The 24,818-nt window shown below is 70.1% G+C and carries 27 protein-coding genes and 1 pseudogene; 8 read left to right on the forward strand and 20 right to left on the reverse strand.

Annotated features, from left to right (window positions below; all coding sequences use genetic code 11):
- Window positions 1–6 precede the first annotated feature (6 nt).
- From AC3A6Y_RS04615 to AC3A6Y_RS04640, 6 genes are all read right to left on the reverse strand, one after another.
- Window positions 7–894: a LysR substrate-binding domain-containing protein gene (locus AC3A6Y_RS04615; protein ID WP_487867051.1), complete on the reverse strand. Its 888-nt coding sequence runs from the start codon at window positions 892–894 to the stop codon at window positions 7–9.
- Window positions 895–940: 46 nt separating this feature from the next.
- Window positions 941–1,756 (reverse strand): phytanoyl-CoA dioxygenase family protein, encoded by an 816-nt coding sequence (locus tag AC3A6Y_RS04620; protein ID WP_487867052.1) that lies wholly within the window; start codon window positions 1,754–1,756, stop codon window positions 941–943.
- Window positions 1,757–1,817: 61 nt separating this feature from the next.
- Window positions 1,818–2,858, reverse strand: a complete 1,041-nt coding sequence (locus tag AC3A6Y_RS04625; RefSeq protein WP_487867053.1) for an MBL fold metallo-hydrolase — start codon at window positions 2,856–2,858, stop codon at window positions 1,818–1,820.
- A gap of 14 nt (window positions 2,859–2,872) precedes the next feature.
- Entirely contained in the window at window positions 2,873–3,532 is a 660-nt protein-coding gene (locus tag AC3A6Y_RS04630; RefSeq protein ID WP_487867054.1) for a peroxiredoxin, read from the reverse strand.
- Window positions 3,533–3,702: 170 nt separating this feature from the next.
- Entirely contained in the window at window positions 3,703–3,867 is a 165-nt protein-coding gene (locus AC3A6Y_RS04635) for an FmdB family zinc ribbon protein (protein WP_309960442.1), read from the reverse strand.
- 111 nt (window positions 3,868–3,978) lie between these two features.
- The gene (locus tag AC3A6Y_RS04640; RefSeq protein ID WP_487867055.1) at window positions 3,979–4,902 is read right to left on the reverse strand and encodes a LysR substrate-binding domain-containing protein; all 924 of its coding nucleotides are present in this window, start codon (window positions 4,900–4,902) and stop codon (window positions 3,979–3,981) included.
- A gap of 171 nt (window positions 4,903–5,073) precedes the next feature.
- On the opposite strand from AC3A6Y_RS04640, the gene AC3A6Y_RS04645 reads away from it, so the two are divergent.
- The 3 genes and pseudogenes from AC3A6Y_RS04645 to AC3A6Y_RS04655 form a co-directional block, all read left to right on the forward strand.
- Window positions 5,074–6,270 (forward strand): acyl-CoA dehydrogenase, encoded by a 1,197-nt coding sequence (locus AC3A6Y_RS04645; protein ID WP_487867056.1) that lies wholly within the window; start codon window positions 5,074–5,076, stop codon window positions 6,268–6,270.
- Between the two features lies 1 nt (window position 6,271).
- Complete coding sequence (locus AC3A6Y_RS04650) at window positions 6,272–7,501, forward strand: CaiB/BaiF CoA transferase family protein (protein WP_487867057.1); 1,230 nt, start codon at window positions 6,272–6,274, stop codon at window positions 7,499–7,501.
- Between the two features lie 137 nt (window positions 7,502–7,638).
- Window positions 7,639–8,445: pseudogene (locus AC3A6Y_RS04655) on the forward strand (Fic family protein); the annotation flags it as partial.
- A gap of 3 nt (window positions 8,446–8,448) precedes the next feature.
- On the opposite strand, the gene AC3A6Y_RS04660 reads toward AC3A6Y_RS04655, so the two are convergent.
- The 3 genes from AC3A6Y_RS04660 to AC3A6Y_RS04670 form a co-directional block, all read right to left on the reverse strand.
- Window positions 8,449–8,907: a CopD family protein gene (locus tag AC3A6Y_RS04660; RefSeq protein ID WP_487867058.1), complete on the reverse strand. Its 459-nt coding sequence runs from the start codon at window positions 8,905–8,907 to the stop codon at window positions 8,449–8,451.
- A gap of 62 nt (window positions 8,908–8,969) precedes the next feature.
- Window positions 8,970–9,344 (reverse strand): VOC family protein, encoded by a 375-nt coding sequence (locus AC3A6Y_RS04665; protein ID WP_487867059.1) that lies wholly within the window; start codon window positions 9,342–9,344, stop codon window positions 8,970–8,972.
- Complete coding sequence (locus AC3A6Y_RS04670) at window positions 9,341–10,324, reverse strand: threonine ammonia-lyase (protein WP_487867060.1); 984 nt, start codon at window positions 10,322–10,324, stop codon at window positions 9,341–9,343. Before AC3A6Y_RS04670 ends, AC3A6Y_RS04665 begins: the two co-directional genes overlap by 4 nt.
- A gap of 103 nt (window positions 10,325–10,427) precedes the next feature.
- Between AC3A6Y_RS04670 and AC3A6Y_RS04675 the strand changes: the two genes are divergently transcribed.
- Entirely contained in the window at window positions 10,428–10,895 is a 468-nt protein-coding gene (locus AC3A6Y_RS04675) for an Lrp/AsnC family transcriptional regulator (RefSeq protein WP_487867061.1), read from the forward strand.
- 7 nt (window positions 10,896–10,902) lie between these two features.
- Here AC3A6Y_RS04675 and pdxR read toward each other — a convergent pair whose 3' ends face one another.
- Window positions 10,903–12,342 carry a MocR-like pyridoxine biosynthesis transcription factor PdxR gene (gene pdxR / locus AC3A6Y_RS04680; protein WP_487867062.1) on the reverse strand — a complete coding sequence of 480 codons (1,440 nt, stop codon included), beginning with the start codon at window positions 12,340–12,342 and terminating at the stop codon, window positions 10,903–10,905.
- A gap of 92 nt (window positions 12,343–12,434) precedes the next feature.
- Here pdxR and AC3A6Y_RS04685 point away from each other — a divergent pair, with 92 nt between their 5' ends.
- A complete protein-coding gene (locus AC3A6Y_RS04685) occupies window positions 12,435–13,172 on the forward strand; it encodes an NAD-dependent epimerase/dehydratase family protein (RefSeq protein WP_487867063.1) in 738 nt (245 codons plus the stop codon).
- Window positions 13,169–13,684 carry a cupin domain-containing protein gene (locus AC3A6Y_RS04690; RefSeq protein ID WP_487867064.1) on the forward strand — a complete coding sequence of 172 codons (516 nt, stop codon included), beginning with the start codon at window positions 13,169–13,171 and terminating at the stop codon, window positions 13,682–13,684. Before AC3A6Y_RS04685 ends, AC3A6Y_RS04690 begins: the two co-directional genes overlap by 4 nt.
- Before the next feature lie 3 nt (window positions 13,685–13,687).
- Here AC3A6Y_RS04690 and AC3A6Y_RS04695 read toward each other — a convergent pair whose 3' ends face one another.
- From AC3A6Y_RS04695 to AC3A6Y_RS04715, 5 genes are all read right to left on the reverse strand, one after another.
- Window positions 13,688–14,668, reverse strand: a complete 981-nt coding sequence (locus tag AC3A6Y_RS04695) for a tripartite tricarboxylate transporter substrate binding protein (RefSeq protein WP_487867065.1) — start codon at window positions 14,666–14,668, stop codon at window positions 13,688–13,690.
- Window positions 14,669–14,723: 55 nt separating this feature from the next.
- The gene (locus AC3A6Y_RS04700; protein ID WP_487867066.1) at window positions 14,724–15,725 is read right to left on the reverse strand and encodes a quinone oxidoreductase family protein; all 1,002 of its coding nucleotides are present in this window, start codon (window positions 15,723–15,725) and stop codon (window positions 14,724–14,726) included.
- Complete coding sequence (locus AC3A6Y_RS04705; RefSeq protein WP_487867790.1) at window positions 15,722–16,612, reverse strand: beta-keto acid cleavage family enzyme; 891 nt, start codon at window positions 16,610–16,612, stop codon at window positions 15,722–15,724. The genes AC3A6Y_RS04700 and AC3A6Y_RS04705 overlap by 4 nt, the downstream gene beginning before the upstream one ends.
- 79 nt (window positions 16,613–16,691) lie before the next feature.
- Complete coding sequence (locus AC3A6Y_RS04710) at window positions 16,692–17,456, reverse strand: SDR family NAD(P)-dependent oxidoreductase (protein WP_487867067.1); 765 nt, start codon at window positions 17,454–17,456, stop codon at window positions 16,692–16,694.
- Between the two features lie 25 nt (window positions 17,457–17,481).
- Entirely contained in the window at window positions 17,482–18,348 is an 867-nt protein-coding gene (locus tag AC3A6Y_RS04715) for a dioxygenase family protein (RefSeq protein ID WP_487867068.1), read from the reverse strand.
- Window positions 18,349–18,483: 135 nt separating this feature from the next.
- Here AC3A6Y_RS04715 and AC3A6Y_RS04720 point away from each other — a divergent pair, with 135 nt between their 5' ends.
- Window positions 18,484–19,506: a LacI family DNA-binding transcriptional regulator gene (locus tag AC3A6Y_RS04720; protein ID WP_487867069.1), complete on the forward strand. Its 1,023-nt coding sequence runs from the start codon at window positions 18,484–18,486 to the stop codon at window positions 19,504–19,506.
- Here the strand turns inward: AC3A6Y_RS04720 and AC3A6Y_RS04725 are convergent.
- Entirely contained in the window at window positions 19,503–19,742 is a 240-nt protein-coding gene (locus AC3A6Y_RS04725; protein ID WP_487867070.1) for a YjiS-like domain-containing protein, read from the reverse strand. The two genes, AC3A6Y_RS04720 and AC3A6Y_RS04725, sit on opposite strands and share 4 nt — an antisense overlap.
- A 90-nt stretch (window positions 19,743–19,832) precedes the next feature.
- Between AC3A6Y_RS04725 and AC3A6Y_RS04730 the strand changes: the two genes are divergently transcribed.
- Window positions 19,833–20,723, forward strand: a complete 891-nt coding sequence (locus tag AC3A6Y_RS04730) for a LysR family transcriptional regulator (RefSeq protein WP_487867071.1) — start codon at window positions 19,833–19,835, stop codon at window positions 20,721–20,723.
- Between the two features lie 131 nt (window positions 20,724–20,854).
- Here AC3A6Y_RS04730 and AC3A6Y_RS04735 read toward each other — a convergent pair whose 3' ends face one another.
- From AC3A6Y_RS04735 to AC3A6Y_RS04750, 4 genes are all read right to left on the reverse strand, one after another.
- Window positions 20,855–21,769 (reverse strand): glutaminase, encoded by a 915-nt coding sequence (locus AC3A6Y_RS04735; protein WP_487867072.1) that lies wholly within the window; start codon window positions 21,767–21,769, stop codon window positions 20,855–20,857.
- 146 nt (window positions 21,770–21,915) lie between these two features.
- Complete coding sequence (locus tag AC3A6Y_RS04740; RefSeq protein WP_487867073.1) at window positions 21,916–22,839, reverse strand: DMT family transporter; 924 nt, start codon at window positions 22,837–22,839, stop codon at window positions 21,916–21,918.
- 31 nt (window positions 22,840–22,870) lie between these two features.
- The gene (locus AC3A6Y_RS04745) at window positions 22,871–23,368 is read right to left on the reverse strand and encodes a BON domain-containing protein (protein WP_487867074.1); all 498 of its coding nucleotides are present in this window, start codon (window positions 23,366–23,368) and stop codon (window positions 22,871–22,873) included.
- 31 nt (window positions 23,369–23,399) lie between these two features.
- Window positions 23,400–24,806, reverse strand: a complete 1,407-nt coding sequence (locus AC3A6Y_RS04750; protein ID WP_487867075.1) for an amidohydrolase family protein — start codon at window positions 24,804–24,806, stop codon at window positions 23,400–23,402.
- Window positions 24,807–24,818 lie beyond the last annotated feature (12 nt).

The raw sequence follows: 24,818 nt of genomic DNA on the forward strand, positions 1-24,818 counted from the left end.
AACCGCTCAGCGGCTGCCCAGCAGGTGGCGCAGCAGCAGCTGCGCATTGGCGGGCAGCGCATCGCTGCGGCGCACGCAGACCGCCAGGTTGCGCGCCGCCCAGGGATCGGTCAGCGCGATAGACGCGATCGCCATCGACTTCGCGCAGCGTTCGGCCACCGCCTGCGGCACCACGCCCACGCCCACCCCTTGCTCGACCATGTGGCACACCGCTTCCAGGCTGCGCACCCGCACGCGGTAGGCGATCCGCCGGCCCAGCCGCAGGGCGTTGCGCGACACCAGTTCCTGCAGGGGCGCCGCGCCGCCGAGGCCGACGAACTCACGGTCCAGCACCTCGCGCAGCGCGGCGCCTCGCCGCTTGGCCAGCGCGTCGTGCCCCGGCACCACCAACACCAGGTGGTCCTGCCGAAAGGTGAAGGCCTCCAGCCCGGCCAGATCCACCGCGTCCGAGACGATGCCGAGGTCGCCGAGCTCGTTGCGCAGCGCGTCCGCGATCTCGTGGCTCGCGCGCTCCTCCAGGTCCACCGAGATGTGCGGATGCCGCACCAGGAAGCCGCTCAGGGCCTCGTACAGGTGTTCGGTGAGGGCCGACGTGTTGCACAGCAGGCGCACATGGCCCTTGAGGCCCGCGCCGTACTCGGCCAGCTCGCTTTGCATCTGCTCCATCTGCAGCAGCACCGCGCGCGCGTGATGCAGCAGGGTGCGGCCGGCCTCGGTGGGCTGCACGCCCCGCGGGTCGCGCAGCAGCAGCGCGACGCCGAGGTCGGCCTCCATGCCGCGCACCCGCTCGCTCGCGGAGGCCAGCGTCATGTGCGTGCGCTCCGCGCCGCCGGTGATCGTGCCGGCCTGCACCACGTTGACGAAGAGGCGCAGGTCGGTCAGGTCGAATCGCATGCCGCCGACCGTAGCACGGGCGTCTTCGCCGTGGCCCGAGGCGCCGTCAGCCGGCGCGGTGCCGGCGGTGGCCCACCTCGAAATCGTTGCGCCCGCTCCGGTCCACGCCCCTGAGCAACCACAGCGGCCGCTGCGCGAAGTTCACCGCCACGCCGGTCTTGCCGTCGGCCGGCCGGAGGTCGCGCTCGAACACCGAGGTCGATGGCATGTAGCGCAGCGCGACCCCGGTGCGCCGCTGCTTCGAGGTGTTGGCGCGGGCGCCGTGGATCATGTAGACGTCGTGCAGCGACATCTGGCCGGGCTGCAGCTCCAGGTCCACCGCCTCGGCTTCGTCGAAGCTGCCTGCGGCCATGCGCTGGTTGAGCGTCAGGTCCTCGCGCTCCTCGTGCAGGTGCGGATGCAGCACGCCGCCGCGGTGCGAACGCGGGATCACGCGCAGGCAGCCGTTGGCGCGCGTCGACGGCTCCAGCGCCACCCACACGGTGCAAGTGGCCAGCGGGCGGATCGGCCAGTAGTGGCCGTCCTGGTGCCACGGCGTCTCGAAGCCTTCGCTCGCCGGCTTGCAGAACACATGGCAGCCCCAGAGGATCACGTCCTCGCCGATCACGCCCGAGACCAGCTCGACGATTTCGGGGTCCATCGCCAGGTCGAGGAACTCCCGGCTGCCGCGCACACCCTCGCCGTTGTCGCCCTCGATGTGGGCCGAGACCAGCTTCTCGGGCCGCACGCCGGGGTTGCGGTGAATGAGCTCGTTGAGCGCATCGTGCATCTGCGCCACGCGGCGCGGCGACAGGCGGAACGCGGGGATGACCCAGCCTTCGCGCTGGTAGTGGGCGATCTCGTCGGGGGAAAGTCGGGCCATGTCTTTGATCTCTCGTCCTTCTCGGGAGCGCGCGCCGCCCGGTCGGCGATCGGCGGCCCGGTCAGGGTTCCTTGCCGGTCTTCACGGGGTAGCCCGCCTCGCGCCACGCCTTCATGCCGCCGTCGAGCGCGACCGCGTGCAGGAAACCCATGTCGCGCAGCGTCGCCGCCGCCAGCGTCGAGATGTAGCCCAGCTCACAGCAGCTCAGGATGCGCCGCGTCGGATCGGGCAGGTCCTGGTTGACGCGCAACTCGAGCTGGCCGCGCGGCAGCAGGCGCGCGCCCGGCACATGGCCGGCCTCGTAGGCGTCGCGCTCGCGAACGTCGAGCACGATCAGGTCGTCCTCGCCCGCCTCCACGCGCGCCTTGAGCTCGGCCAGCGACATGAAGGGCACCGTCGCCCCCGCCTCGGCCAGCAGGCGCGCCACCGTCTTGCCGCCGCTCATGTTGGTGCGCAGCGCCTCGGTCACATGGGTGGGCATGGTGAGGTTGAGGCCCCGCATCATCTCGACGAACTCGGCGCGCTCGCGCTTCTGCAGGCGCGGGTTGGTCGCCAGCTCGTCGCCGATGGTCGAGTGCGTGCGCCCCTTGTAGTCGTGCGCCGGGCAGACCTTGAGCGCCGGGTCCAGCCGCAGCACGCGGTTGAACAGGCTGTCGTAGAGCGCCTCGGGGTCGCCGCTGGGCAGGTCGGTGCGGCCGGTGGCGCCGATCAGCAGCGTGTCGCCGGTGAACAGGCGGTCTTCCACCTGCAGGCACATCGAATCGGCCGTGTGGCCGGGCGTGTGCAGCACCGAGAGCCTGAGCTTGCCCAGCACCAGCATCTCGCCATCGGCCAGCCGGAGCTCGACGAAGGGCGCCGGGCTGGCGCGGTGCATCACCACCGGCACCTTGAGCTGGCGCGCCAGTTCGCGCGTTGCGGAGAAGTGGTCCGCGTGCGTGTGGGTATCGATCAGGTAGCGGATGCGCACGCCGTGGCGTGCCGCCAGGCCCAGGTAGTGGTCGATCTGGCTGAGCTCCGGGTCGATCAGCGCGGCGCCGCAGCTCTGCTCGCAGCCGACCAGGTACGACTGGCAGCCGCCGGTCGCGACCTGCTCGAAGACCATGCGGCCCGCCGGGATCAGCCGGGTTGCTTCACCACGCGCAGGTAGGGCCTGGGCGCTTCCCAGCCGCCGGGGAAGAGCTTCTTGGCATCGTCGTCGGAGACCGAGCCGGCGATGATCACGTCCTCGCCATGCTTCCAGTTCACCGGCGTGGCGACCTTGTGCTTGGCGGTCAGCTGCATGGAGTCGAGCACGCGCAGGATCTCGTCGAAGTTGCGGCCGGTGGTCATCGGGTAGGTCAGCATCAGCTTGATCTTCTTGTCCGGGCCGATGACGAAGACCGAGCGCACGGTCGCGTTGGTGGCGGCGGTGCGGCCCTCCGAGGTGCCCGGCTCCTCGGCCGGCAGCATGTTGTAGAGCTTGGCCACCGCGAGGTCGGTGTCGCCGATCATCGGATAGGTGGGCCGGTGGCCCTGCGTTTCCTCGATGTCGTCGCACCAGCGGTCATGGGCATCCACCGGGTCGATGCTCAGGCCGATCAGCTTGGCGTTGCGCTTGGTGAACTCGGGCTCGATCTTCGCCATGTAGCCCAGCTCGGTGGTGCATACCGGCGTGAAGTCCTTGGGGTGGGAGAACAGGATGGCCCACTGGTCGCCGATCCATTGGTGAAAGTCGATCTCCCCCTGGGTGGTCTTGGCCTTGAAGTTGGGGGCTTCGTCGTTGATGCGCAGTGACATGTTCGCTCCTCTGAAAAGAATGACTGACGACAAACGCTGTTGCCGCGCCGCACGGCAAGACCCAGAGCATAGAAGACTGGCGCGCCGGATGCCAGCGACGGTTCCGTGGCAGCACGAGGCGCGCGCCTTTGCCGCGGCGCACAAGGGCAGGCGCCGTGGCGCCGCGCGGCTCAGCTTTTCTTGGAGGTCTTCGCGAAGAACTGCGTCGGCTTGTGCTCGACCGAGTCGCTGCCGCACTTGGGGCAGCGCAGCTGCACCGTCTCATGCTCGGCGATGTGCTCGGCGTGTTCGAACACCTCGCCGCACTTCTGGCAGCGGTACTGATAGGTAGGCATGGCGCTTCTCCATCGTGTTGACGGCCGGGGGCGGCGATTCGCCCCGCGAGCCAGCGGACTCCGATGCACGGGGCCGATGCTAAACCCAAGCACTGCCGGAGACCAGCCGATTCAGCGGCGGTCGGCCGAGTTGGCCTCGGCCGCGGCCTGTGCCGAGAGCCAGTCGCGAAAGGCCGCGAGCGCGGGCCGCTCGTCCGCACTGGCCGGCGTGACCAGGAAATACCCTCGCTCCGCGCGCAGCGGACGGTCGCAAGCCACGACCAGCTCGCCGCGCGCGAGCTCGGGCTCGATCAGCATGCGCGGCATCAGCGCGACCCCCAGGCCGTGCGCGGCCGCGACCGCGATCATCGAGAACAGCTCGTAGCGCGGACCGGTGCGCGCGCGCGGCGCATCCACCTTCTGGGCGTCGAACCACTGGTGCCAGCCGTCGGGACGGGTGCTCTGCTGCAGCAGCGGCATCCGCGCGATCGCGGCCGGCGACAGCTGCGCCTTGGCGCCCAGCAAGGCCGGGCTGCATACCGGCATCACATCCTCGTGCAGCAGCAGCACCGAGTGCGTGCCGGCCCAGTTGGCGGCCTGCGCGGGCGTGCCGGCATACAGGGCCGCGTCGAAAGGCGTGTCGTTGAAGAGAAAAGGGCGCGTGCGCGTCTCGATGTGGACGGTGATGTCGGCGTGCTTCGCGGCGAAGTCCGGCAGCCGTGGGATCAGCCAGCGGGTGGCGAAGGTCGGGACCGCCGCCAGCTGCAGCGCGCCGCCCAGGCCCTGGCGCGCCATGGCATCGAGCGTGTCGCGCTCCATGCTGTCGAGCTGGCGCGCGGTCTGCCGCGCGTAGTCGGCGCCGGCCGGCGTCAGCGCCACGCCGTGGCGGGTGCGGCGGAACAGCGCCATGCCGAGAAAGTCCTCCAGGGCCGTGATCTGGCGCGACACCGCGCTCTGCGTCAGCGCGAGTTCCTGCGCGGCGCGCGTGTAGCTTTCGTGCCGGGCAGCGGCCTCGAAGCAGATCAGGGCCTGGGTGGAAGGGAGTCTTCGGCGCATGGTATGCGGGTGCTACATAGTTGATCGAAGCCGTCTGCCAATGAGGCTCGATCGGCCATTGTGCGATGAAGTGAGCAAAGCGCATAACTGGGTGCCGAATCTTCGTTTGCGCTCAGAGGGTCGGACGCTTAGGATCGCATCAGACCCCCGCCACCTACACCGGAGACGCACATGGCCCACGCCGCATTCCATTGGGACGACCCCCTCCTGCTCGACCAGCAGCTCACCAGCGAAGAGCGCCAGGTGCGCGACGCCGCCAACGCCTACTGCCAGGGCCAGCTCGCACCGCGCGTGCTCGAAGGCTTCCGCACCGGCAAGACCGACCCGAAGATCTTCCGCGAGATGGGCGAGCTCGGCCTGCTCGGCCCGACCATCCCCGAGCAGTACGGCGGCCCCGCGCTGAACTACGTCTGCTATGGCCTGATCGCGCGCGAAGTCGAGCGCGTCGACTCCGGCTACCGTTCGATGGCGAGCGTGCAGAGCTCGCTGGTGATGGTGCCGATCAACGAATTCGGCACCGAGGCGCAGAAGCAGAAGTACCTGCCCAAGCTGGCCACCGGCGAATGGATCGGCTGCTTCGGCCTGACCGAGCCGGACCACGGCTCCGACCCCGGCAGCATGGTCACCCGCGCCAAGAAGGTGCCGGGCGGCTACGCGCTCACCGGCGCCAAGATGTGGATCAGCAACAGCCCGATCGCCGACGTCTTCGTGGTCTGGGCCAAGGAAGTGAGCGAGGCCGGCGCCGTCGGCCCGATCCGCGGCTTCGTGCTCGAAAAGGGCATGAAGGGCCTGTCGGCCCCCGAGATCCACGGCAAGGTCGGCCTGCGCGCCAGCATCACCGGCGAAATCGTCATGGACAACGTGTTCTGCCCCGAAGAGAACGCCTTCCCCGAAGTGCGCGGCCTCAAGGGCCCCTTCACCTGCCTCAACAGCGCGCGCTACGGCATCTCCTGGGGCGCGCTGGGCGCGGCCGAGGACTGCTGGCACCGCGCCCGCCAGTACACGCTGGACCGCAAGCAGTTCGGCCGCCCGCTCGCCGCCAACCAGCTGATCCAGAAGAAGCTGGCCGACATGCAGACCGAGATCACGCTGGGCCTGCAGGGCTGCCTGCGCCTGGGCCGCATGAAGGACGAGGGCACCGCTTCCGTCGAGGTCACCTCCCTGCTCAAGCGCAACTCCTGCGGCAAGGCGCTGGACATTGCCCGACTGGCCCGCGACATGATGGGCGGCAACGGCATCAGCGACGAGTTCGGCGTGGCGCGGCACCTGGTGAATCTCGAGGTGGTCAACACCTACGAGGGCACGCACGACGTCCATGCGCTGATCCTGGGTCGCGCGCAGACCGGCATCGCGGCCTTTGCCAACTGACATGGCGGCAGCACTCGACGGCATCAAGGTTCTCGATCTTTCGCGGGTGCTCGCGGGCCCGTGGTGCACCCAGATCCTCGCGGACCTGGGTGCCGACGTGGTCAAAATCGAGCGCCCCGGCGTCGGCGACGACACGCGCACCTGGGGCCCGCCCTTCCTGAAGGACGCCGAGGGCCGCGACACCGACCAGGCCACCTACTTCACTTCCTGCAACCGCAACAAGCGCTCCGTCACCATCGACATGGCGACAGGGGAAGGGCAGGCGCTCCTCAAGAAGATGGCCGCGCAGGCCGACATCGTGGTCGAGAACTTCAAGACCGGCGGCCTCCGGCAGTACGGGTTGGACTACGAGAGCCTGCGCGCCATCAATCCGCGCCTGGTCTATTGCAGCGTGACCGGCTTCGGCCATGACGGCCCACATGCCTCGCGCGCCGGCTACGACCTGATGATCCAGGCCACCAGCGGCATGATGAGCATCACCGGGCGCCCCGACGACGCGCCCGGCGGCGGTCCGCTGCGGGTGGGCGTGGCGCTCACCGACCTCTTCACCGGCGTCTATGCGGCCACGGCGATCCTGGCGGCCATCGAGGTGCGGCACCGCACCGGCGAGGGCCAGCACATCGACATGGCGCTGCTCGACGTCGGCATGGCCATCCTCGCCAACCAGGCCAGCGCCTTCCTCAACACCGGCGTTGCGCCCCAGCGCCAGGGCAACAGCCATCCGAGCCTGGCCCCCTACCAGGACTTCCACACCAAGGACGGCGCGATGCTGCTGGCCATCGGCAACAACGGCCAGTTCACGCGCTTTTGCGAGGCGGCCCGCCAGGCCGAATGGGCGAGCGACCCGCGCTTTGCCACCAACACCCTGCGCGTGCGGCACCGCGAGGTGCTGATCCCGATGATGGAGACCGTCACGCGCACCAGGACCACCGCCGAGTGGATCGCGCTGCTGGAAGACAAGGCCGTGCCCTGCGGCCCGATCAACAACATCGCGCAGGCCTTCGAGGACGAGCAGGTCAAGGCGCGCGGCCTCGCGGTGACGATGCCGCGCCAGGCCGGCGACGGCATCGCACAGATCGTGGGTGTCGCCAGCCCGCTGCGCCTGCAGGGCACGCCACCGGTGCTGCGGCACGCACCGCCGGCGCTCGGGCAGCACACGGACGAGGTGCTGGCCGAGATGGGACTCGACGCACGGCAACGCGCGGCGCTGCGCGATGCGGGCGTGATCTAGACGCACCCGGCCTTGCATTGCGGCGAATAGAGCCCCTGTTCGCCGCATCGGTTGCGGTGAATAGTCATCCGTGTGCGGCGAATGGCTGCACAATCTCCGCATGAATCGCGGAGAAAGCGTCGAAGGCCTCTACATCTGACATGGTGCTGGACGCCACCGGCGCGCATGCGCAGCCGCTCACGCGCGAGCGGCTGTTCGGCTGGCATGCCGCGCTCTTTCCGACCGGCTACAGCGGGCTGGCGCCCATCCGCACCGGCACCTGGCGTGACGATGCGAGCGGAGCGATGCAGGTCGTTTCCGGCCCCATCGGCAGGCGGAAGGTGCACTTCGAGGCGCCGCCCGCACCTCGGCTCGAGGCCGAGATGGCCCGCTTTCTCGAGTGGTTCGAGCAATCCACGGAAGGCGACCGGCTGGTGCACGCAGGCCTGGCGCACCTCTGGTTCGTCACCTTGCATCCTTTCGACGACGGCAACGGCCGTATCGCACGTGCCGTCGGCGACATGGCCCTGGCCCGCGCGGACCGCTCGGCGCAGCGTTTCTACAGCCTCTCGGCCCAGATCCAGCGCGAGCGCAAGGACTACTACGACATGCTGGAGCGCACGCAGAAGGGGTCGATGGACGTCACGCCCTGGCTCGCCTGGTTCCTGGGCTGTCTCCTGCGCGCCGTCGAAGGCGCGAATGCTTCGCTGTCCGCGGTGCTGGCCAGGTCACGCGTTTGGCAGCGCTGGGCGGAGCTGCCGCTCAACGAGCGGCAGATCAAGCTGCTCAACCGCCTGCTGGAAGGCTTCGAAGGCAAGCTCACGAGCAGCAAGTGGGCCGCCATCGCCAAGTGCTCCGCCGACACGGCCTTGCGCGACATCGGCGACCTGGTGGCACGCGGGGTGTTGAAGAAGTCCGAGTCCGGCGGGCGCAGCACCAGCTACGAGCTGGTCATGCCGATCTGAAGCTCACAACACCCGCCCCACGATCGCGAGCCCGAACACCGCCACGCCCAACGCGAGGTTCAGCTCCACCAGCCGGCGGATCGTGTCGAGCTGGCCCGCGGCCACCGGCCACTCGCGGGCGGCAACGCCGCGCAGCAGGCGTGGAAAAGGCGAAAAGCGGATGTGGAGGAACACCGCCATCATCACCAGCCCGATGGCGAGCATGGCATGCACGCTCCAATGCACGCGGGCGAAGCCGCCCGCCAGCCAGACCATGCCGAGTCCGCTGGCCAGCAGCACGACGATGGCGATGGAGACACCGACGAAGAAGCGCGACAGCGACTGCGCCATCAGCGGCAGCCGCAGCGGCGGATCGAGCACCGCGACGGCGGAAGGACGAACGGCGAAGTGCATGACGGCCATGCCGCCCACCCAAAAGGCGGCGGCGAGCAGATGCAGCAGGAGCAAGAGGGCTTGGAGCATGGCAGCGCGCAGCTTAGTCCACAACGCGTGCCGCGCGCCATGGGGCACGCGGCGGTGCCAGGTCAGCTTGCGTTCGTCAGCACCTCGATCCGGTGGCCGTCGAGGTCCAGGAAGATCGCGCCGAAGTAGGTCGGGCTGATGTCGGGCCGCTCGCGCGGCGTGAACACGTCCTTGGCCGACGCGGCCATCGCCGCTTCATGGACTGCCGCCACATCGGCGCGCGAGGCCGCACCGAACGCGAAGTGGGTGCCCCGTGCCGTGACGCTTTCCTCCGCCGGAACGGGATAGAGAAAGAACGACCAGTGCGAGGGAATGCCGAACGATGCTTCGGCACCGGTATCCCGCAACAGGGTCAATCCCAGCGGCGCCAGCACGCGCTGGTAGAAAGCCACCGCCTCGGGATAGCGGTTCGTGCCGAGCGAAACGTGATCGATCATCGGAAGTCTCCTCCGTCGAGCCAGCGAGCCACCTGCTCCCGCGTGAGATTGCTGCCACACAGCACCGTGGCAAGGCGCCCGGAACGAAGGATCGGGTGCTCCAGCACCGCAGCGACGCCGACGACGCCGGCCGGCTCGATCACCAGCCCGGAAGTGGAAAAAACGAGGCGCATCGCACGCTCGATGGCCGCATCGCCCACCAGCAGCACTTCGTCGAGGGTGCCTTGCATGTCGGCCACCGCCGCGGGCACAGGGCAACGCACCGCGATGCCGTCCGCGATGGTGCGCACGGCCTCGCGTTCGACCGCGCGACCCTGCTGCCATGAGGCCGCCATCGCGTCGGCGCCTTCGGCACAGATGCCGACCACGCGGACTCCCGGCGCATGGGACTTGATCCAGCGGCCTGCGCCGGTGGCCAGTGCGCCGTTGCCCAGCGGCAGGAGCACGGTGTCGAAGCGGTGCCGGCGCAGCAATTCGCGCCCGATCGTCCCGGCGCCCTCGGCGATGCTCGCCTCCTGGCCGTCCTCGACGAACGCAGCGCCGGTGCGCTCGCAGAAGCGTCGGGCCTCGTCCTTGGCCGCGTCGAAATCGTCGCTGTGCAAGCGCACCTCGGCGCCCATCGCGCGCATGCGCTCGACCTTGAGCGCGTTGGCGGTCGTTGCGCTGAAGACGACGAGCGGCCATTGCCGCGCGCGACACACATAGGCCATGGCCTGGCCCCAGTTGCCTGCGGTCGCGCACACCAGGGTTCGGCCGCGCAGGCGGGCGGCGTTCTCGTGCATGAAGAAGTCGGCGCCGCGGCCCTTGAACGAGCGCAGCGGATTCAGCGTCTCGACCTTCAGGAGGAGCGACGCACCCAGCGCTTGCGACAGCGGTTCGCACTCGAACTGCGGGCTGTCGCGGAACACCGGGTCGATCAGCGTGGCTGCGCGCTCGATGTTGGCGAGCGAGAGCCGGTGGGGGGTCTCGATAATCGGCATGCAGGGAGTGTGCACAAGCGGCCGGTGCTTTCGGCCTCGATTCGACCCCCGCTTTCGCGGCCACGCCGCATCTTGAGTGCCGCCGATGCGGCCGACCGACACCATGAACCTCGACACGCTCGATCGCCAGATCCTCGCCCTCTACCAGCACGACACGCGCGTGCCGAGCGAGCGGATCGGCGCCCAGGTCGGCTTGTCGGCCGCCGCGGTGCAGCGGCGGCTGAAGCGCCTGCGCGAGGGCGGCGTCGTCGTGGCCGAGACGGCGTCGCTCGACTGCGCGAAACTCGGCCTGGGCCTGACCGCGATCGTGCATGTCGATCTTGTCGATGAATCGGCGCAAGCGACGCAGGCGTTCCGCGACAAGGTGACCCGCCGCGGCGAAGTCCAGCAGTGCTACGGTGTCGCGGGCAGCGTCGACTACGTGCTGGTGGTCATCGTGGCGGATCTCGCTGCCTACGACGCGTTCTGCAATGCCTGCCTGTTGCACGACGCGAACGTCAGGAGCTTCACCACGCAGATCGTGCTCGACGCCGCGAAGCGCGGTGGCCCGCTGCAGATTCCGGCCCGGTGAGCGCGGCTCAGCCCATGAGGAGCGCGCGGCGCAGCCTCTCCACCAGGCGCCCGGCCTCGGCCTCCGAGACGATGTTGGCGAAGCCCATGAGCAAGCCGTCGAGGGCGGGCTTGCCCGCATAGCGCTCCGACAGGGCCCGGCAGTTGAGGCCGGCCTCCTGTGCGCGCAGGCTCAAGGCGGTGTCGCTGCCCAGCCCTTCGAAGCCGGCGATCAGGTGCATGCCGCCGCTGCGAAGCTCGATGTGCACCGCCTCGCCGAAGGCGCGCTGCAGCTGCGCGGCCAGCATCGTCCGCCGGCGCGCGTAGAGCAGCCGCATCTTCTTGACGTGGCGGGCGAAGTGGCCCTCCCGAAGGAAGTCGCTGACGATCGCCTGGCCGAGCGTCGAACAGCCGTTGGACCCCATGCGGGCGGCCCGCGCGAAGCGCTCGACCAGCGGCTCGGGCACGACCAGGTAGGCCAGGGCCAGCCCCGGGTGGAGCACCTTCGAGAAGGTGCCGGCATAGAGCACCCGGTCCTGCCGGTCCAGGCTCTTCAGCGCCGGCAGTGGGTGGCCCGCATAGCGGTACTCGCCGTCGTAGTCGTCCTCGACGATCCACGCTTTCGCGGCCTGCGCCCAGGCGAGCAGCTCGAGGCGGCGCGGCATGCTCATCGAATGGCCCAGCGGCGCCTGGTGCGAGGGCGTGACCACCGCCAGCCTCGCATCGGCTGCGCGGCGCCGGCCCACGGCAACGCGCAGGCCCTGCGCGTCGACCGGCACCGGAACCACGCGCAGGCCGGCACTCTGCAGCACTTCGCTCGTCGGCGGAAAGCCCGGGTCCTCGATCCAGACGCGCTCCTGCGGGGCGAGCAGCACGCGCGAGACCAGCGCCAGGCTCGCGCGGTGCCCCGCGGTGACGAACACCTGCGCCGGGCTGCAGGTCACGCCGCGCGACACCAGCAGGTAGGTCGCGAGGGCCTCGCGCAACGGCGCATGGCCCACGGGGTCGCCGTAGTTCATGTCGGCGATGGTGGTCGCGCGGATCCTGCGTGCCGCCAGCCGTGCCCACAGCTTGCGCGGAAAGGCGTCCAGCGCAGGAATGCCCAGCTGAAAGGGCGGAGGCGCCGAGACCGGCACCAGCGGCAACTCGCGCGGCACCGGTGCGCCCGCGCGCGCGGGGCGTTGCGGCCGTGCGGAGCGCGGCAGCTGCGGAGACACCACCGTGCCGGCCTGCCCGCGCGCGAGCAGGTAGCCCTCGCCGGCCAGCTGGCCATAGGCGAGCTCGACCGTGCCGCGCGCCACGCCCAGCTCGCCGGCCAGGGTGCGCGCCGACGCAAGTCGTTCGCCCGGCTGCAGCAGGCCCTGCTCGATGGCATGGCGCAGGCGCTGGCAGATCTGCCGGTACAGCGGTGCCGCTTGCCGCCGGTCCAGCCGGAGCAGCTCGGCGCGGAGGGAATGTGCGTCCATCATGGCCCAGTCGTTTCTGCGATTCTTGGATCTTTGTGCTGGTGCATCGTAGACCTAAGCTGAAGGCTCCGAAGATCGAGGAAAGGCTCCGCAAGATGAAGATATTCCTGGCCGGCGCCACGGGCGCCATCGGGTCGGTGCTGGCCCCCCTGCTGGTGGACGCCGGCTACACGGTGTACGGCACGACGCGCCGCCCCGAACGGGCCGAGGCCCTGGAGGCGCAGGAGGTGAGGCCGGTGGTGGTCGACGTCTTCGACGCGCCGGCCCTGGCATCGGCCGTGAAGCGGATCGCTCCCGGCATCGTCATCCATCAGCTCACCGACCTTCCGCGCGACCTGGACCCGGCGCGAATGGCCGAGGCGGTGGTGCGCAACGCGCGGGTGCGCAGCGAAGGCACGCGCAACCTCGTCGCCGCGGCGCTGGCCGCGGGCTGCGGCCGCCTGATCGCACAGAGCCTCGCCTGGGCGTATGCGCCCGGCCCGAAGCCGTGGCGCGAGGAGCAGCCGCTGGACATCACCGCCGCGGACCCGCACGGCATCACCGTTCGCGCCGTGGCGGCCCTGGAAGCGCTGACGCTCGGGACGCATGGCGTGGCCGGGACGGTGCTGCGCTACGGCCGGTTCTACGGCCCGGGCACCTCGACGCCCACGCCTCGGGGCGCCAGTCCGGTCCACGTCGAAGCGGCGGCATGGGCGGCCCTGCTGGCCGTTCAACGCGACGCCCGCGGCATCTACAACATCGCCGAGGACGGCCCCGAGGTCAGCAGCGACAAGGCTCGGCGCGAGCTCGGCTGGCATTCGGCGCTGCGCTGGCCGGCGGAGGTCCTGCGATGAGCGCGCTGTTCATGGCGCCGCGCCGCGCCGCCGCGCTCGCCACGCTCGGCCTCGCCGCCGGATGGCTGCTGCTCGCGCCCGCCGCGCCGCGCTCGGCCGTGCAGTGGTTCGACGATCTCTGCAGCAGCCTCGGCCGGCCGATGTTCGCCTCGGCCCCCGCGCCGGCCGGCGCCGCGGCACGGCCCGCAACCGTCGTGAAGCGGCTGTCCTGCGAGCCCTTGCCCAACGTGCCCGGCAAGTCCCAGACGACGGTGCTCGTGGAGTTCCCGCCGCTGGCCTTCTCGCCGGCGCATCGGCACCCGGGCTCGGTCACCGCGGTCGTGACCGAAGGCACCATCCGCTCGCAGCTGCAGGGCACGCCGGCAGCGGACTACCAGGCCGGCCAGAGCTTTTTCGAGCCGCCCGGCACGCTGCACGTGTTCGCCGAGAACCCGGACCCGTCGCGCAGCGCGAAGCTGATCGCCTTTTTCGTCACCGACGAGAACTGCGGGCCGCTGGTGGTCTACGAGTAGCGTTCAATCCACCTTGATCCCGGCCGCCTTCACCACCTGCTGCGCCCGGGCGGTCTCGTCGACCAGGAACTGGTCGAACTTGGCCGAGGGCATGGTGAAGGCCTCGGCGCCGAGCTTGTCCAGCCGCTCCTTGAGCTCCGGCGCCGTCATGATCTTCGCGACCTCGGCCTGCACCCGCTCGACCACGGGCTTCGGCGTCTTGGCCGGCGCGAACAGGCCGACCCAGAAGAGGTACTCCGAGCCGGGCACGCCCGCCTCGACGGTGGTGGGCAACTGCGGCATCACGGCCGAGCGCTTGCCGGTGCCGACGGCCAGGGCCTTGAGCTTGCCGTCCTTCACCAGCGGCAGGGCCGACACCATGGGCGCGAAGAACCAGTCGATGCGTCCGCCCATCACCTCGGTCATTGCCTCGGGCGTGCCGCGGAAGGGCACGTGCTGCGCCTGCACGCCCGCAGCCAGGCGGAACACCTCGGCATTCATGTGCGTGGCCGAGCCGTTTCCGGCCGAGCCGTAGTTGAAGCCGCCGGGCCTGGCCTTGACCTGCGCGACCAGGTCCTTCACGTCGGCGAAGCGGTTGGGCGCCACCACCAGCATGTTGGGCAGGCTCGCCATCGGCGTGATGCCGGCGAAGTCCTTCAGCGTGTCGTAGCTGAGGTTGGGATAGATCGAGGGATTGACCAGGTGTCCCGCCGAGTGGACCAAGAGCGTGTAGCCGTCGGCCGGCGCCTTCGCCACCTGCGCCGCGCCCAGCGTGCCGCCGGCGCCGGGCTTGTTGTCGACGATCACGCTGGTGCCGAGCGCCGGACCCAGGCGCTCGGCCACCAGCCGCGCGACGATGTCGGTGCCGCTGCCGGCGGTGAAGGGCACGATCAGCTTGATCGTCTGGCCCTTGGGCCAGTCGCCCTGCGCCTGGGCGCCGCTGAAGGCACAGGCCGCCAACGCGGCCGCGATCAGCCGGCGGCGGCTGGGAAGAAATGTCGTCATGGTGTCGTCTCCGTTGATTTCGTTGGGGGGCGGCTGCGGATTCGTCGCCGCTTCTTCAGGGCCGCAGCACCACGCGGTCGGTGCTGCCGGAGAGCACCAGGCGATAGGCGTCCGCCGCCTCGTCGAGGGCGAAGGCGCGTGCCACGGGGAAGGGCTTCAGGGTGCCGCGCTCGAAGCCCTCGCGCATCGCGTCGAGTTGCGCGGTGGCGGCTTCGCAGTCCAGCGCGAGCGAATCGATGCCCACGTAGGTGTGCATGCCGCGGTAGAACGAGAAGATGTCGAAGGGCACCGCGCGATCGTGCGTGGCGATGAAGATCTGCGTGGCGCCCTTGGCCATCGACTTGTTGCCGGCCTCGAAGTAGGCGCTGCCCACCGTGTTGTAGACGATGTCGGCGCCGCGGCCGCCGGTGAGCTCGCGCACCCGTGCGGCGACCTCGCTCGTGCCGGCATCGATCACGTCGACCGGCCCGCAGGCGAATCCCTCGAAGGGCCCGGCGCGCCGCTGCACCGCGATCACCCGCGCGCCGCCTTGCGCGGCGAGCTGCACGGCGGCCTGGCCCACCTTGCCGTTGGCGCCCAGCACCAGCACCGTCTGTCCCGACTGCGGCATGCCGCTGCGGCGGAAGCCCTCGTAGGCAGTGACGAAGGGCACGCCGACGGCGCCGGCTTCGTCCATCGAAATGCTGCGCGGGCGATCGCGCAGGGCGGCCACGGGCAAGGTGAGGAAGCGCGCATGCGAGCCGTCGCGCGTGATGCCGATGTCGCCGCCGGAGCCGTAGACCTCCCGCCCCACCCACTCGGTCGGGCCCGCCACCACCTGGCCGGCGAAGTCGCGGCCGGGGGTGCGCGGCCACACGGCCTGGGGCATGAGGCCCAGGCTGGCCTTGACGTCGCTCGGGTTCACCGCCGCCGCCCCGATGCGCACCACGGCGAAACCGGGCTGGGCGGCAGGCTCGCGCTGCTCGGCGATGTCGAGCTTCAAGTCATCGAGCGCCGCGGCCTTCTCGTGCAGGCGCACGGCGCGGGCGGCCGTCGCCGTGTTCAGGACCGCGCTCATCGGCCGGTTCCCCCGGCCAGGCCGAGCATCGTGCGTGCCTCGCGCGGATTCGCGATCTCGCCGCCCAGGCTCTCGATGATGTCGCGCGCCTTGGCCACCAGCTGCGCATTGCTCTCGGCCAGCACGCCCTTCGCGAGGTAGATGTTGTCCTCCATGCCCACGCGCACATGGCCGCCCAGCAGCCAGGCCTGCGCCACGATCGGGAACTCCATGCGGCCGATGCCGAAGGCGCTCCAGAAGGCGCCGCGCGGGAGCATGTCGCGCGCGTACAGCACCGTGTGCGGCGTGGGCATGAAGCCGTACTTCACGCCAAGAACCAAGGTCCACATGGCGGGCCCTTCGAGCGTGCCGTCGGCGATCAGGTCCAGTGCCAGGTGGATGTCGCCGGAATCGAAGATCTCCAGCTCCGGCTTCACGCCCGCCTCGCGGATGACCTTCGCCATGCGGCGCACGTTCTTCGGTGTGTTGATCACCACGTCGGGGCCGGAATTCATGGTGTTGAGGTCCAGCGAGCAGACGTCCGGCTTGATGAGCGCGATGTGCTCCACCCGCTTCTCGGGCGGCAGCAGGCTGGTGCCCGGCGCGTAGACCTTCGGGTCGTCCTCGCTCGGGATGAAGCGGCCGCCGGGGCCGGTGGTCAGGTTGATGATCAGCTCGCGGTTCTGCTTGCGGATGCGGTCCACCACATCGCGGTAGAGCTCGACCTGCATCGAAGGCCTACCGCTCTCGGGATCGCGCACATGGATGTGCACCTGGCCCGCGCCGGCCTCGGCGGCAGCCAGGCATTCGTCGGCGATCTGCGCAGGCGTGATGGGCAGGTGCGGCGTCTGCTCGGGCTTCACCAGGTTGCCGGTGACGGCGCAGGTGATGAGTGTCTTGCCGTTCATCGTGCCCCCATGCTCGTCGACGGTCGTATTGAGCTGCCCCTCCCGGGGGCCTTCGGACCTTTGGGCGTGCATGCGGCGCTCACAGATGCCTCCCGCCATCCACCACGATGCGCGTGCCCGTCACGAAGCGCAGCGTGGTCGCCAGCGCCTCGACGGTGGCTGCCACGTCGTCCGGCTTGCCGATGCGCCCCAGCGGCGTCGTCGTTGCCATCCTGGCCTTGAAGTCCTCGCCGCGCCCCGGCACGAAGGACGATTCGACCGCGCCCGGCGCGACCGAGACCACCCGCACCGCCGGCGCGAGCGCCTTGGCCAGCGCATCGCCCACCACGTCCAGCCCGGCCTTGGCCGCCACATAGGCCAGGTTGCTGCCGACGCCGGTGAAGCCTGCGATCGAGGAGATGTTCACCACCAGCCCGTCGCCGCCGGCCTTGAGCAGCGGCGCGAAGGCGCGGATGGTGGCGAAGACGCCGCGGAAGTTGGCGCGCATCAGCTCGTCGATGAGCGCGTCTGTCAGTCCGTCGAGGTCGGCGGCGGCCACCGGCCGGGTGTGGCCCGCGCTGTTGACCAGGATGTCGCAGCGGCCGTAGCGCTCGCTCACGTCGGCTGCGGCCTTCTGCAGGCTGGGCGTGTCGACGATGTCGGCGCGCAGCGCGACGTGGCGCTGGCCGGTCGTGGCGGGCAGCGCGACCGTGCGCCGCGCCGCGTCGTCGGCGCCGCGGTGCAGCAGCACGCAGCTGGCGCCGAGCGCCGCCAGGCGCTGCGCCGTGGCGTAGCCGATGGCGCCGAGGCCGCCGGCGATGACGGCGACCTTGCCGTCGAGTCGGGATGTGGGATCGAAGCTCATGCGATGGATGTCCGGCAGGAGGAATTCAGGGAATCGGCGGGCGGGGGAACTTCATTTCGCCGGGCTCGAGCACGAAGTCGTGCTGCAGCGTCGCGGCCTGGCCGTCGCGCTGCGCCTCGAAGCGGCCGATCAGCCGGCGCGTGACGCCGAACACCGGGTCGCTCTCCAGGTTCTCGTCGTCGTCCGCGAAGACCTGCGTGATCAGCACCTTGTGCCCCGGCTTGCTCACCATGAAGTGCAGGTGCGCCGGCCGGTTGGGGTGGCGCTGCTGCGCGCGCAGCAGCTGGCCGCAGGGCCCGTCGGTCGGCACCGGGTAGCCGGCCGGGCGCACGGTGCGGAAGTGGAAGCGGCCCTCGGCATCGGTCTCGAAGCGGCCGCGCAGGTTCATGTCGTCCTGCTGCGGGTCCTGGTTCTCGTAGAGGCCCGCGGGCGAAGCCTGCCAGGCATCGACGATGGCGCCCGCGACCGGCCGCCCCTGCCTGTCGCGGACGACCCCCGTCACTTCGAGCGGCACGCCGGGTGTGTCGCAGCGCGCGATCGATTCGCCCGCCCGGCACAGCGGCGCGTTGGCCCGCCAGAAGGGCCCGAGCAGCGCGGCGGGCGATTCGCCCTGCGGGTCCTGGTTGTTCAGCAGCGCGACCAGGGTGGAGACACCCAGCAGATCGGCCGCCAGCACCACCTCGTTCTTTTTCTCGCCGGTGGCCTGGCCGATGGCGACGATGAACTCGAGCGCCTGCTCGAACTCTTCTTCGCGAAGGTGCACTTCCTGCACGAAGGCATGGAGGTGCCGGGTGAGCGCCTCCATCACGGTGCGCAGGCGCTCGTCGGGTGTGCGCGACATGGCGGCGGTCGCCATGCGGAGCACGGAATGGGGAGTGGTCACGATGTTCATGGGGCCTTGGTAGTTGACTGCAAACGTTTGCAAATTATGAGCTCCGAGAAATTTCATGCGAAATCGGGGTTAACGAGAGTCCCCAATAAAAACAAGGCGATACTCTCGGCATCGACGAATCAATCGTTTGCAAAAATGAATCCGCAATCGCCTTCCACGGTCACGATCCGCGACGTCGCGCGGGCCGCCGGCGTGCATGTGTCGACCGTCTCTCGCGCGCTCAGCCCGGACAAGCGCGGCTTGATCAGCGAGGAAGTGCTGCGCGTGGTCGAAGAGGCCGCGCAGCGCCTGGGCTATCGGCCCAACCGCGCTGCCTCGGCTTTGCGAACCGGCCGCACCCACACCATCGGCGTGCTGGTGCCCGACATCACCAACCCGGTGTTCCCGCCCATCCTGCAGGGCGTCGAGGCCAGCGCCGCGGCGCGCGGCTACTTCGTGTTCGTGACCAACGTCATGGACCCCGCGCTCGCCCGCCCGGTGGTCGAGCGCATGCTGGCGCAGCAGGTCGACGGGCTGGTGATGGCCATCGCCATGCGCGACGATCCGCTCATCGACTACCTGCGGAAGGCCGGCATGCACACGGTGCTGGTGAACCGCGCCGACGAGAGCGGGCGCCTGCCTGCCGTGGTCAGCGACGACCGGCTGGCGATGAAGCTGGCCGTGGACCACCTCGTCGCGACGGGCCACCGCCGCATCGCGCACCTGGCCGGGCCGCAGAATGTGCCCACCGGCGTGGCCCGGCGCCAAGGCGTTGAACAGGCGCTGCGCGACCGCGGGCTGGCGTTGGTCGCAGTCGCCGAATGCGAGAGCTACAGCCGCGAGGCCGGCCGCCGCGCCATGGAGCAACTGCTCGCGCAGAACGAGCGGCCCGAGGCCGTGGTGTGCTGCAACGACCTCGTGGCCCTGGGCGCCTACGACCTGCTGCGCGCGCGAGGCCTGCGCGTGCCACAGGACATTTCGATCACCGGCCACAACGACATGCCGCTGGTCGACATGGTCGATCCGCCCCTCACCACCATCCGCCTGCCGCACCGCGAGCTGGGCTGGCGCGCGGCCGAGATGCTGTTCGACGAGATCGAGGGCAAGTCGCTGTCGGCCTCCACGGTGGTGCTGCGGCCGGAGCTGGTGGTGCGGGCGTCGACGCGAAGGCTGGCTTAGCAGGCACTCGCGCGTTCAGCCGCGTGTCCGCGTTCGGTGCCAGACGGCGTGGTGGCGCGCAGCAAGGCCGGCACTTCGCTGCGGCCGATCCCCAGATCGAGCAGCTCGTGCTCGCTCATTGCTGCAAGCTGCATCGCCTGGCGGCGCGCACGGCGGCGTGCTGCCAAGCGCGCGAGGCCGCTGGCAAATACCCGCATCAACGATTCGATCATCCGCAGTTGAATCCTGAGTTCCATCGCGCTCACTCCTGTCATGGAACCCGATGGTGCGCCGCCGCGTGCTATTGTGAAAGTTGAGATTTCTGAAGCCACCAATCAGGATTCCTGATGCGACACCTGAACCTCGACCAACTCCGAACCCTGGTCGCCATCGCCGACCTCGGCACCTTCTCCGCGGCCGCACAGGCCCTGCACCTCGCGCAGCCCACCGTGAGCCTGCATGTCAGCGAGCTCGAGTCGCGCCTGGGCGCGCCGCTGGTCGTGCGCGGTGCGCGCCGCGTCACGCCCACTCCGGCCGGCGCGCTGCTGGTGGAGCGCGGCCGTCGCCTGCTGCGCGATGCCGACGAAGCGATCGACGCGGTACGCCGCCAGCACCAGGGCCTGGCCGGCCAGGTTCGCATCGGCTGCAGCACCACCAGCGTGGTGGTCGACCTGCTGCCGCCGGTGTTCCATGCGCTGCTCGAGCGCTACCCCGACATCGTGCTGACTCCCAGCTTCCTGGGCTCGGCCTATTCGATCTCCGGCCTGCTGGCCGGCACGCTGGACCTGGCCATCATCGCGCTGCCGCAGCCTGCGACGCCGGGCGTGGCGCTGACGCCTTGGCGCAAGCAGCCCATGGTGGCTTTCGTTCCGGCCCGCTGGCAGGCCCCGCGCCGCGCCACGCCCGCCTGGCTGGCGCAGCACCCGCTGATCATGAACGAGCCGGGTTCGCGCATGTACGAACTGACCATGGAGTGGTTCGGACGCGCGGGCTTCGCGCCCCGCGCGCGCATCGAGCACGACTACGACGTCGCGATGCGCGGCCTGGTCGCTGCCGGCTACGGCGTGGCGCTGCTGCCGGCACCCGACGACGGGACGACCGCCCGCGCCGGCGAGCACGTGCAGACGCTGCCGCTGAGCCCCAAGCTCACGCGCCAGCTGGCCATCGCGTACCGCGCACACGGCGCCCTCGACGGCGCCACGCAGCGCGTGATCGAGACGCTGCTGGAGTTCGCCTGAGCCAGTGTGCCGTCCCGCATGCAACTGCGCATGAAACCGCGTCTTTCGACCTTCGGTATCGCTGCGGTTTGCGCCTTGCCCTGGGCCGAAATCCATCGGCTTCATTTTGCGCAGCTATGCGGGACCGCACACTAGAACACCGACAGCCCGGTCTTCGCGACGAACAGCTCCAGGGCCTTCCTGCCCAGCAGCGAGTTGCCCGTCGCATCCAGCGCGGGCGACCAGACGCACAGCGTGAGCTGGTCCGGCACCACGGCCACGATGCCGCCGCCCACACCGCTCTTGCAGGGCAGCCCGATCGAGAAAGCGACGTCGCCGGCGGCGTCGTAGGTGCCGCAGGTCAGCATGAGCGCGTTGATGCGGCGCGTGTGGCGCTCGGTGGTGATGTCGGCCTCGCCTCCGCGCGGGTGGCGGCCGTCGCGGCACAGGAAACCGGCCGCCCGCGCCAGCTGCACGCAGCTCATGCGCAGGGCGCACTGATGAAAATACAGGTCGAGCACCGACTCGACGGCGTTGTCGAGCTTGCCGAAGCTCTTCATGAAATTGGCCAGCGCGTAGTTGCGGTAGCCCGTGGCGGCTTCGGAGGCGGCCACTTCGGCATCGAAGCCGATGGGCTCGCCGCAGAGGCTCTCCATCAGCGCGAGCAACTCGGCCTTGGCATCGCCGTCGCAGAGCAGCCGGTCGGCCACCGCGATGGCGCCGGCATTGATGAAGGGGTTGCGCGGCTTGCCGTGCTCGCTCTCGAGCTGCACCAGCGAATTGAAGGGGTTGCCCGAGGGCTCGCGTCCGATCCGCTCCCACAGCGCATCGCCGAGGTGCCGCATGGCCAGCGTGAGCGTGAAGAGCTTGGAGATGCTCTGGATCGAGAAGGGCATTGCCGCATCGCCGGCCGATGCCTCGTCGCCCCGGCAGGTGCGCAGTGCAATGCCGAACTGCTGCGCCGGCACGCGCGCGAGCGCGGGGATGTAGCTGGCCACCGTGCCGCCCTGGCCGAGCAGCGGGCGGATTTCCTGGTCGATCTCGTCGAGGAGGGGCTGGAAGTTCATGAGGGTGGCCCGACATGCACGATGAAGCTGGTCTGCAGCAGGTCCAGCCAGGCACGCGCGGTCGCGTGCGAAACGCCGGTCTCGTTGCCCGGGCTGGTCGTATGCATATTGAAGAAATTTTCTTGGATTTGCAGGACCGTGACGCACTATCGCGTCACCAGCGAATCTGCCGCCGTGGCTCGCGCTCGCCGATTGACCAGCACGATGCCCAGCGCCACGCCCGCCAGCGCCAGCACCAGTTGCAGTGTGAGCGGCTCGTCGAGGAGCACCACCCCGAACACCAGCGCGAACAGCGGTGTGAGGAAGGTGAAGGAGGAGATGCGCGTCGCCGGGTAGTGCCGCAGCATCCACATCCAGGCCAGGTAGCTCGCGAAGGCGCCGATCGCGGTCTGCAGCGAGATCGAGAACCAGGCGTAGCCCGAGTAGGCGAAGCCCCATCGCTCGCCCAGCGCCAGCGACAGCAGAGGCGACACCGCGGCAGTGACCGCAATTTGATAGAAGAGCGTCTTCTCGGCGCTGGCGGTGGCGAGCCGCGTGGTGCGGATCGCCAGCGTGGTCAGGCCCCAAAGCACGCCGGCTGCCAGCGCCAGCGCGTCGCCGCGCAACTGCCCGGCACTGCTATGGCCGAAGCTCTCGCTGAAGGCCAGCACCACCCCCGTGAAGGCGATCGCCAAGCCCAGCCACTGCACACCGCGCAGGCGCTCGGCCGGCACGAAGCGCGGCAGCAGCAGCGCCACCACGAAAGGGGAGGTGTAGAGGAACACGGTGAGCCGCGATGCCGTCGTGTGCTGCAGCCCGATGTAGATGCAGGCGAACTCGCCTGCGAAGAGCAGGCCTGCGAGCAGGCCGCCGGGCAGCGTGCCGTCGCGCTCGAACAATGGCACGCGGCGCCACAGGCACCACAGCCACAGCAGCAGCACCGCGCCGGTCATGCGGATCGCTGCCTGCCACAGCGGCGGCACCTCGGCCACGGTGGTCTTGATCAGGATCTGCTGCAGGCCCCAGAAGGCGCAGCAGGCGAGCAACAGCGTGGTGGCGCGGGTGTCGAGGTGGTTCTTGCGTTCGATCATTGTTGTTTCCGGTAGGTCTCGGATGACGTTGTCAGGGGCTCGCAACGGGATAGGGCGGCTTGCCGCGCGTGCCGACCATCAGGTCGTCGACGACCAGCTCGACCTCGGGCACGGCGCGCGCCGCCCGTTCGAGCCGGCGCGCCAGCGCACGCGAGGGCACGCAGCCCTGCAGATAGACCCAGCGCCGCTGCACGACGGCCCAGACGCTGGCGCGCCGCACACCCGGCACGGCGGCGAGCGCGGCCTGCACCTGGGGCGCGATGGCCCGGTCGTAGCGATAGGCATTGCTGTCCTTGCAGCGGCCCTCCAGCCAGCAGCTGGTGCCGCGCTCCAGCCGCGCATGCATCTGGGATCGACGCTCGTCTTCGGTGTAGAGCGGGCCTTCGGGCACGGGACAGCCGCGCGCGCCCGACGAAACCTGGAAGAAGGGATCGTCGAACCAGTTCTTCTTCTCGGGACCGGCGGAGGCCGCCGCACAGGCCATGGCGAGCAGTGCCGCGGGCGCGCCGCGGCGCAGGCGTGAAGGCATGGGCCGATCGTAGCCCGCCTTCGCGAAAGCTTCAGGCGGGCTCGCCGGGCTGATGTCGGGCGCGGTGCAGGTCGGCGACCGGATGCACGCGCTGGATCGGCGCCCGGCTGACGTCGCGGCGCGCGATCGTCGCCACTTCGCGCATCAGCGCGCGGGCGTCCCAGTCGACCGGCCAGCCTTTCCACAGGCGCAGCGCGCCCTGCACGAACACCGCCAAGATCTGGTCGCGGTTCGCGAAGCGCACCAGCTCCCAGCTCAGGTCCCAGCTCGGCACGAACTCGGGCACCTCCAGGTCGAGGAGCAGGAAGTCGGCCGCCAGGCCCTCGGCGATGCGGCCGGTGAGCGTGCCCAGGCCCGCGGCCTCGGCGCCGCGGTGCGTCGCATGGTCCAGCCAGAGCCAGCCGCCGCCGCAGGAGGAGTCGCCCTTGGCCAGGCCTTGCGTGAGGCGCTGGGTGGCCTCGGCGGCGTCCATGAGGCGGAAGCCGTCGGCGCGCGTGCCGTCGGTGCCCAGGCCGAAGGGCACGCCAAGCAGCTCCAGCAGGCCGGCGTCGAGCACCGCATTGCCCTTCCATTGACTGGCCACCGGGTTGTAGGCCACGGCGGCGCCGCTGTCGCGCAGGAGGCCCAGCTCGCGCGGCGTCAGCAGCGTGGCATGAGCCAGCAGCGCCGAGGCATTGAGCGCGCCGCAGGCGTGCAGCACTTCGAGCGGGCGCAGGCCGCGCGCCACCAGCGAGCGCTCGACGGCCGCCAGGTGCTCGTTGACATGCGTCTGGAAGCGCCGGCCGCTTTCGAGCGTGAGCGTCGCGGCCGCGCGCAGCATGCGGTCGGTTGCGGCCTCGGGGATCGAGATCGCCAGAGATGGATGGACCAGCGGGTCGTGTTCGAGGCGGGCCAGGAAGGTCGCGGCCGCATCGAGGATGCGGCGGCCCGCGGCCTCGTCGCCCTCGAGCCCCGCGTCATTGCAGATCATGCCCAGCACGCAGCGGATGCCGGCGTCGCGTGCGGCGCTGGCCACCGCATCCAGCCCGGCCTCGGAGCGCGTTCCCGCATCGACCACCGTGGTGAAGCCGCCGCGCAGCGACTCCAGCGCCGAGAGCTTGGCCGAGAGATAGGCCGCGTCGGCGTCGAGCGTGGCCTCCATCGGCACCCAGATGCGGCGGAAGATCTCCGAAGGCTCGCCGAAGGCCAGCGCCTTGCCGAAGGACTGGGTGAGGTGGGTATGGGTGTCGATCAGGCCCGGCATCAGCAGGCGCTGCGGCAGTTCGATGGTGGCGAGGCCGGGATGCGCGGCGCGCACGTCGGCAAGCGCACCCACCTGCGCGAATCGTCCGTCCCGCACCACGAGGCCGAGACCCTGGCGCGGGCCCTCGGGCAGCATCACCCACTCGGGCGCGAGCAACAACGGCCGGTCCGATTGCAGAACAGCGGGAGACAGCATGGCACTTCCTTC

The sequence above is a fragment of the Variovorax sp. Soil_C_17 genome (assembly GCF_057657265.1).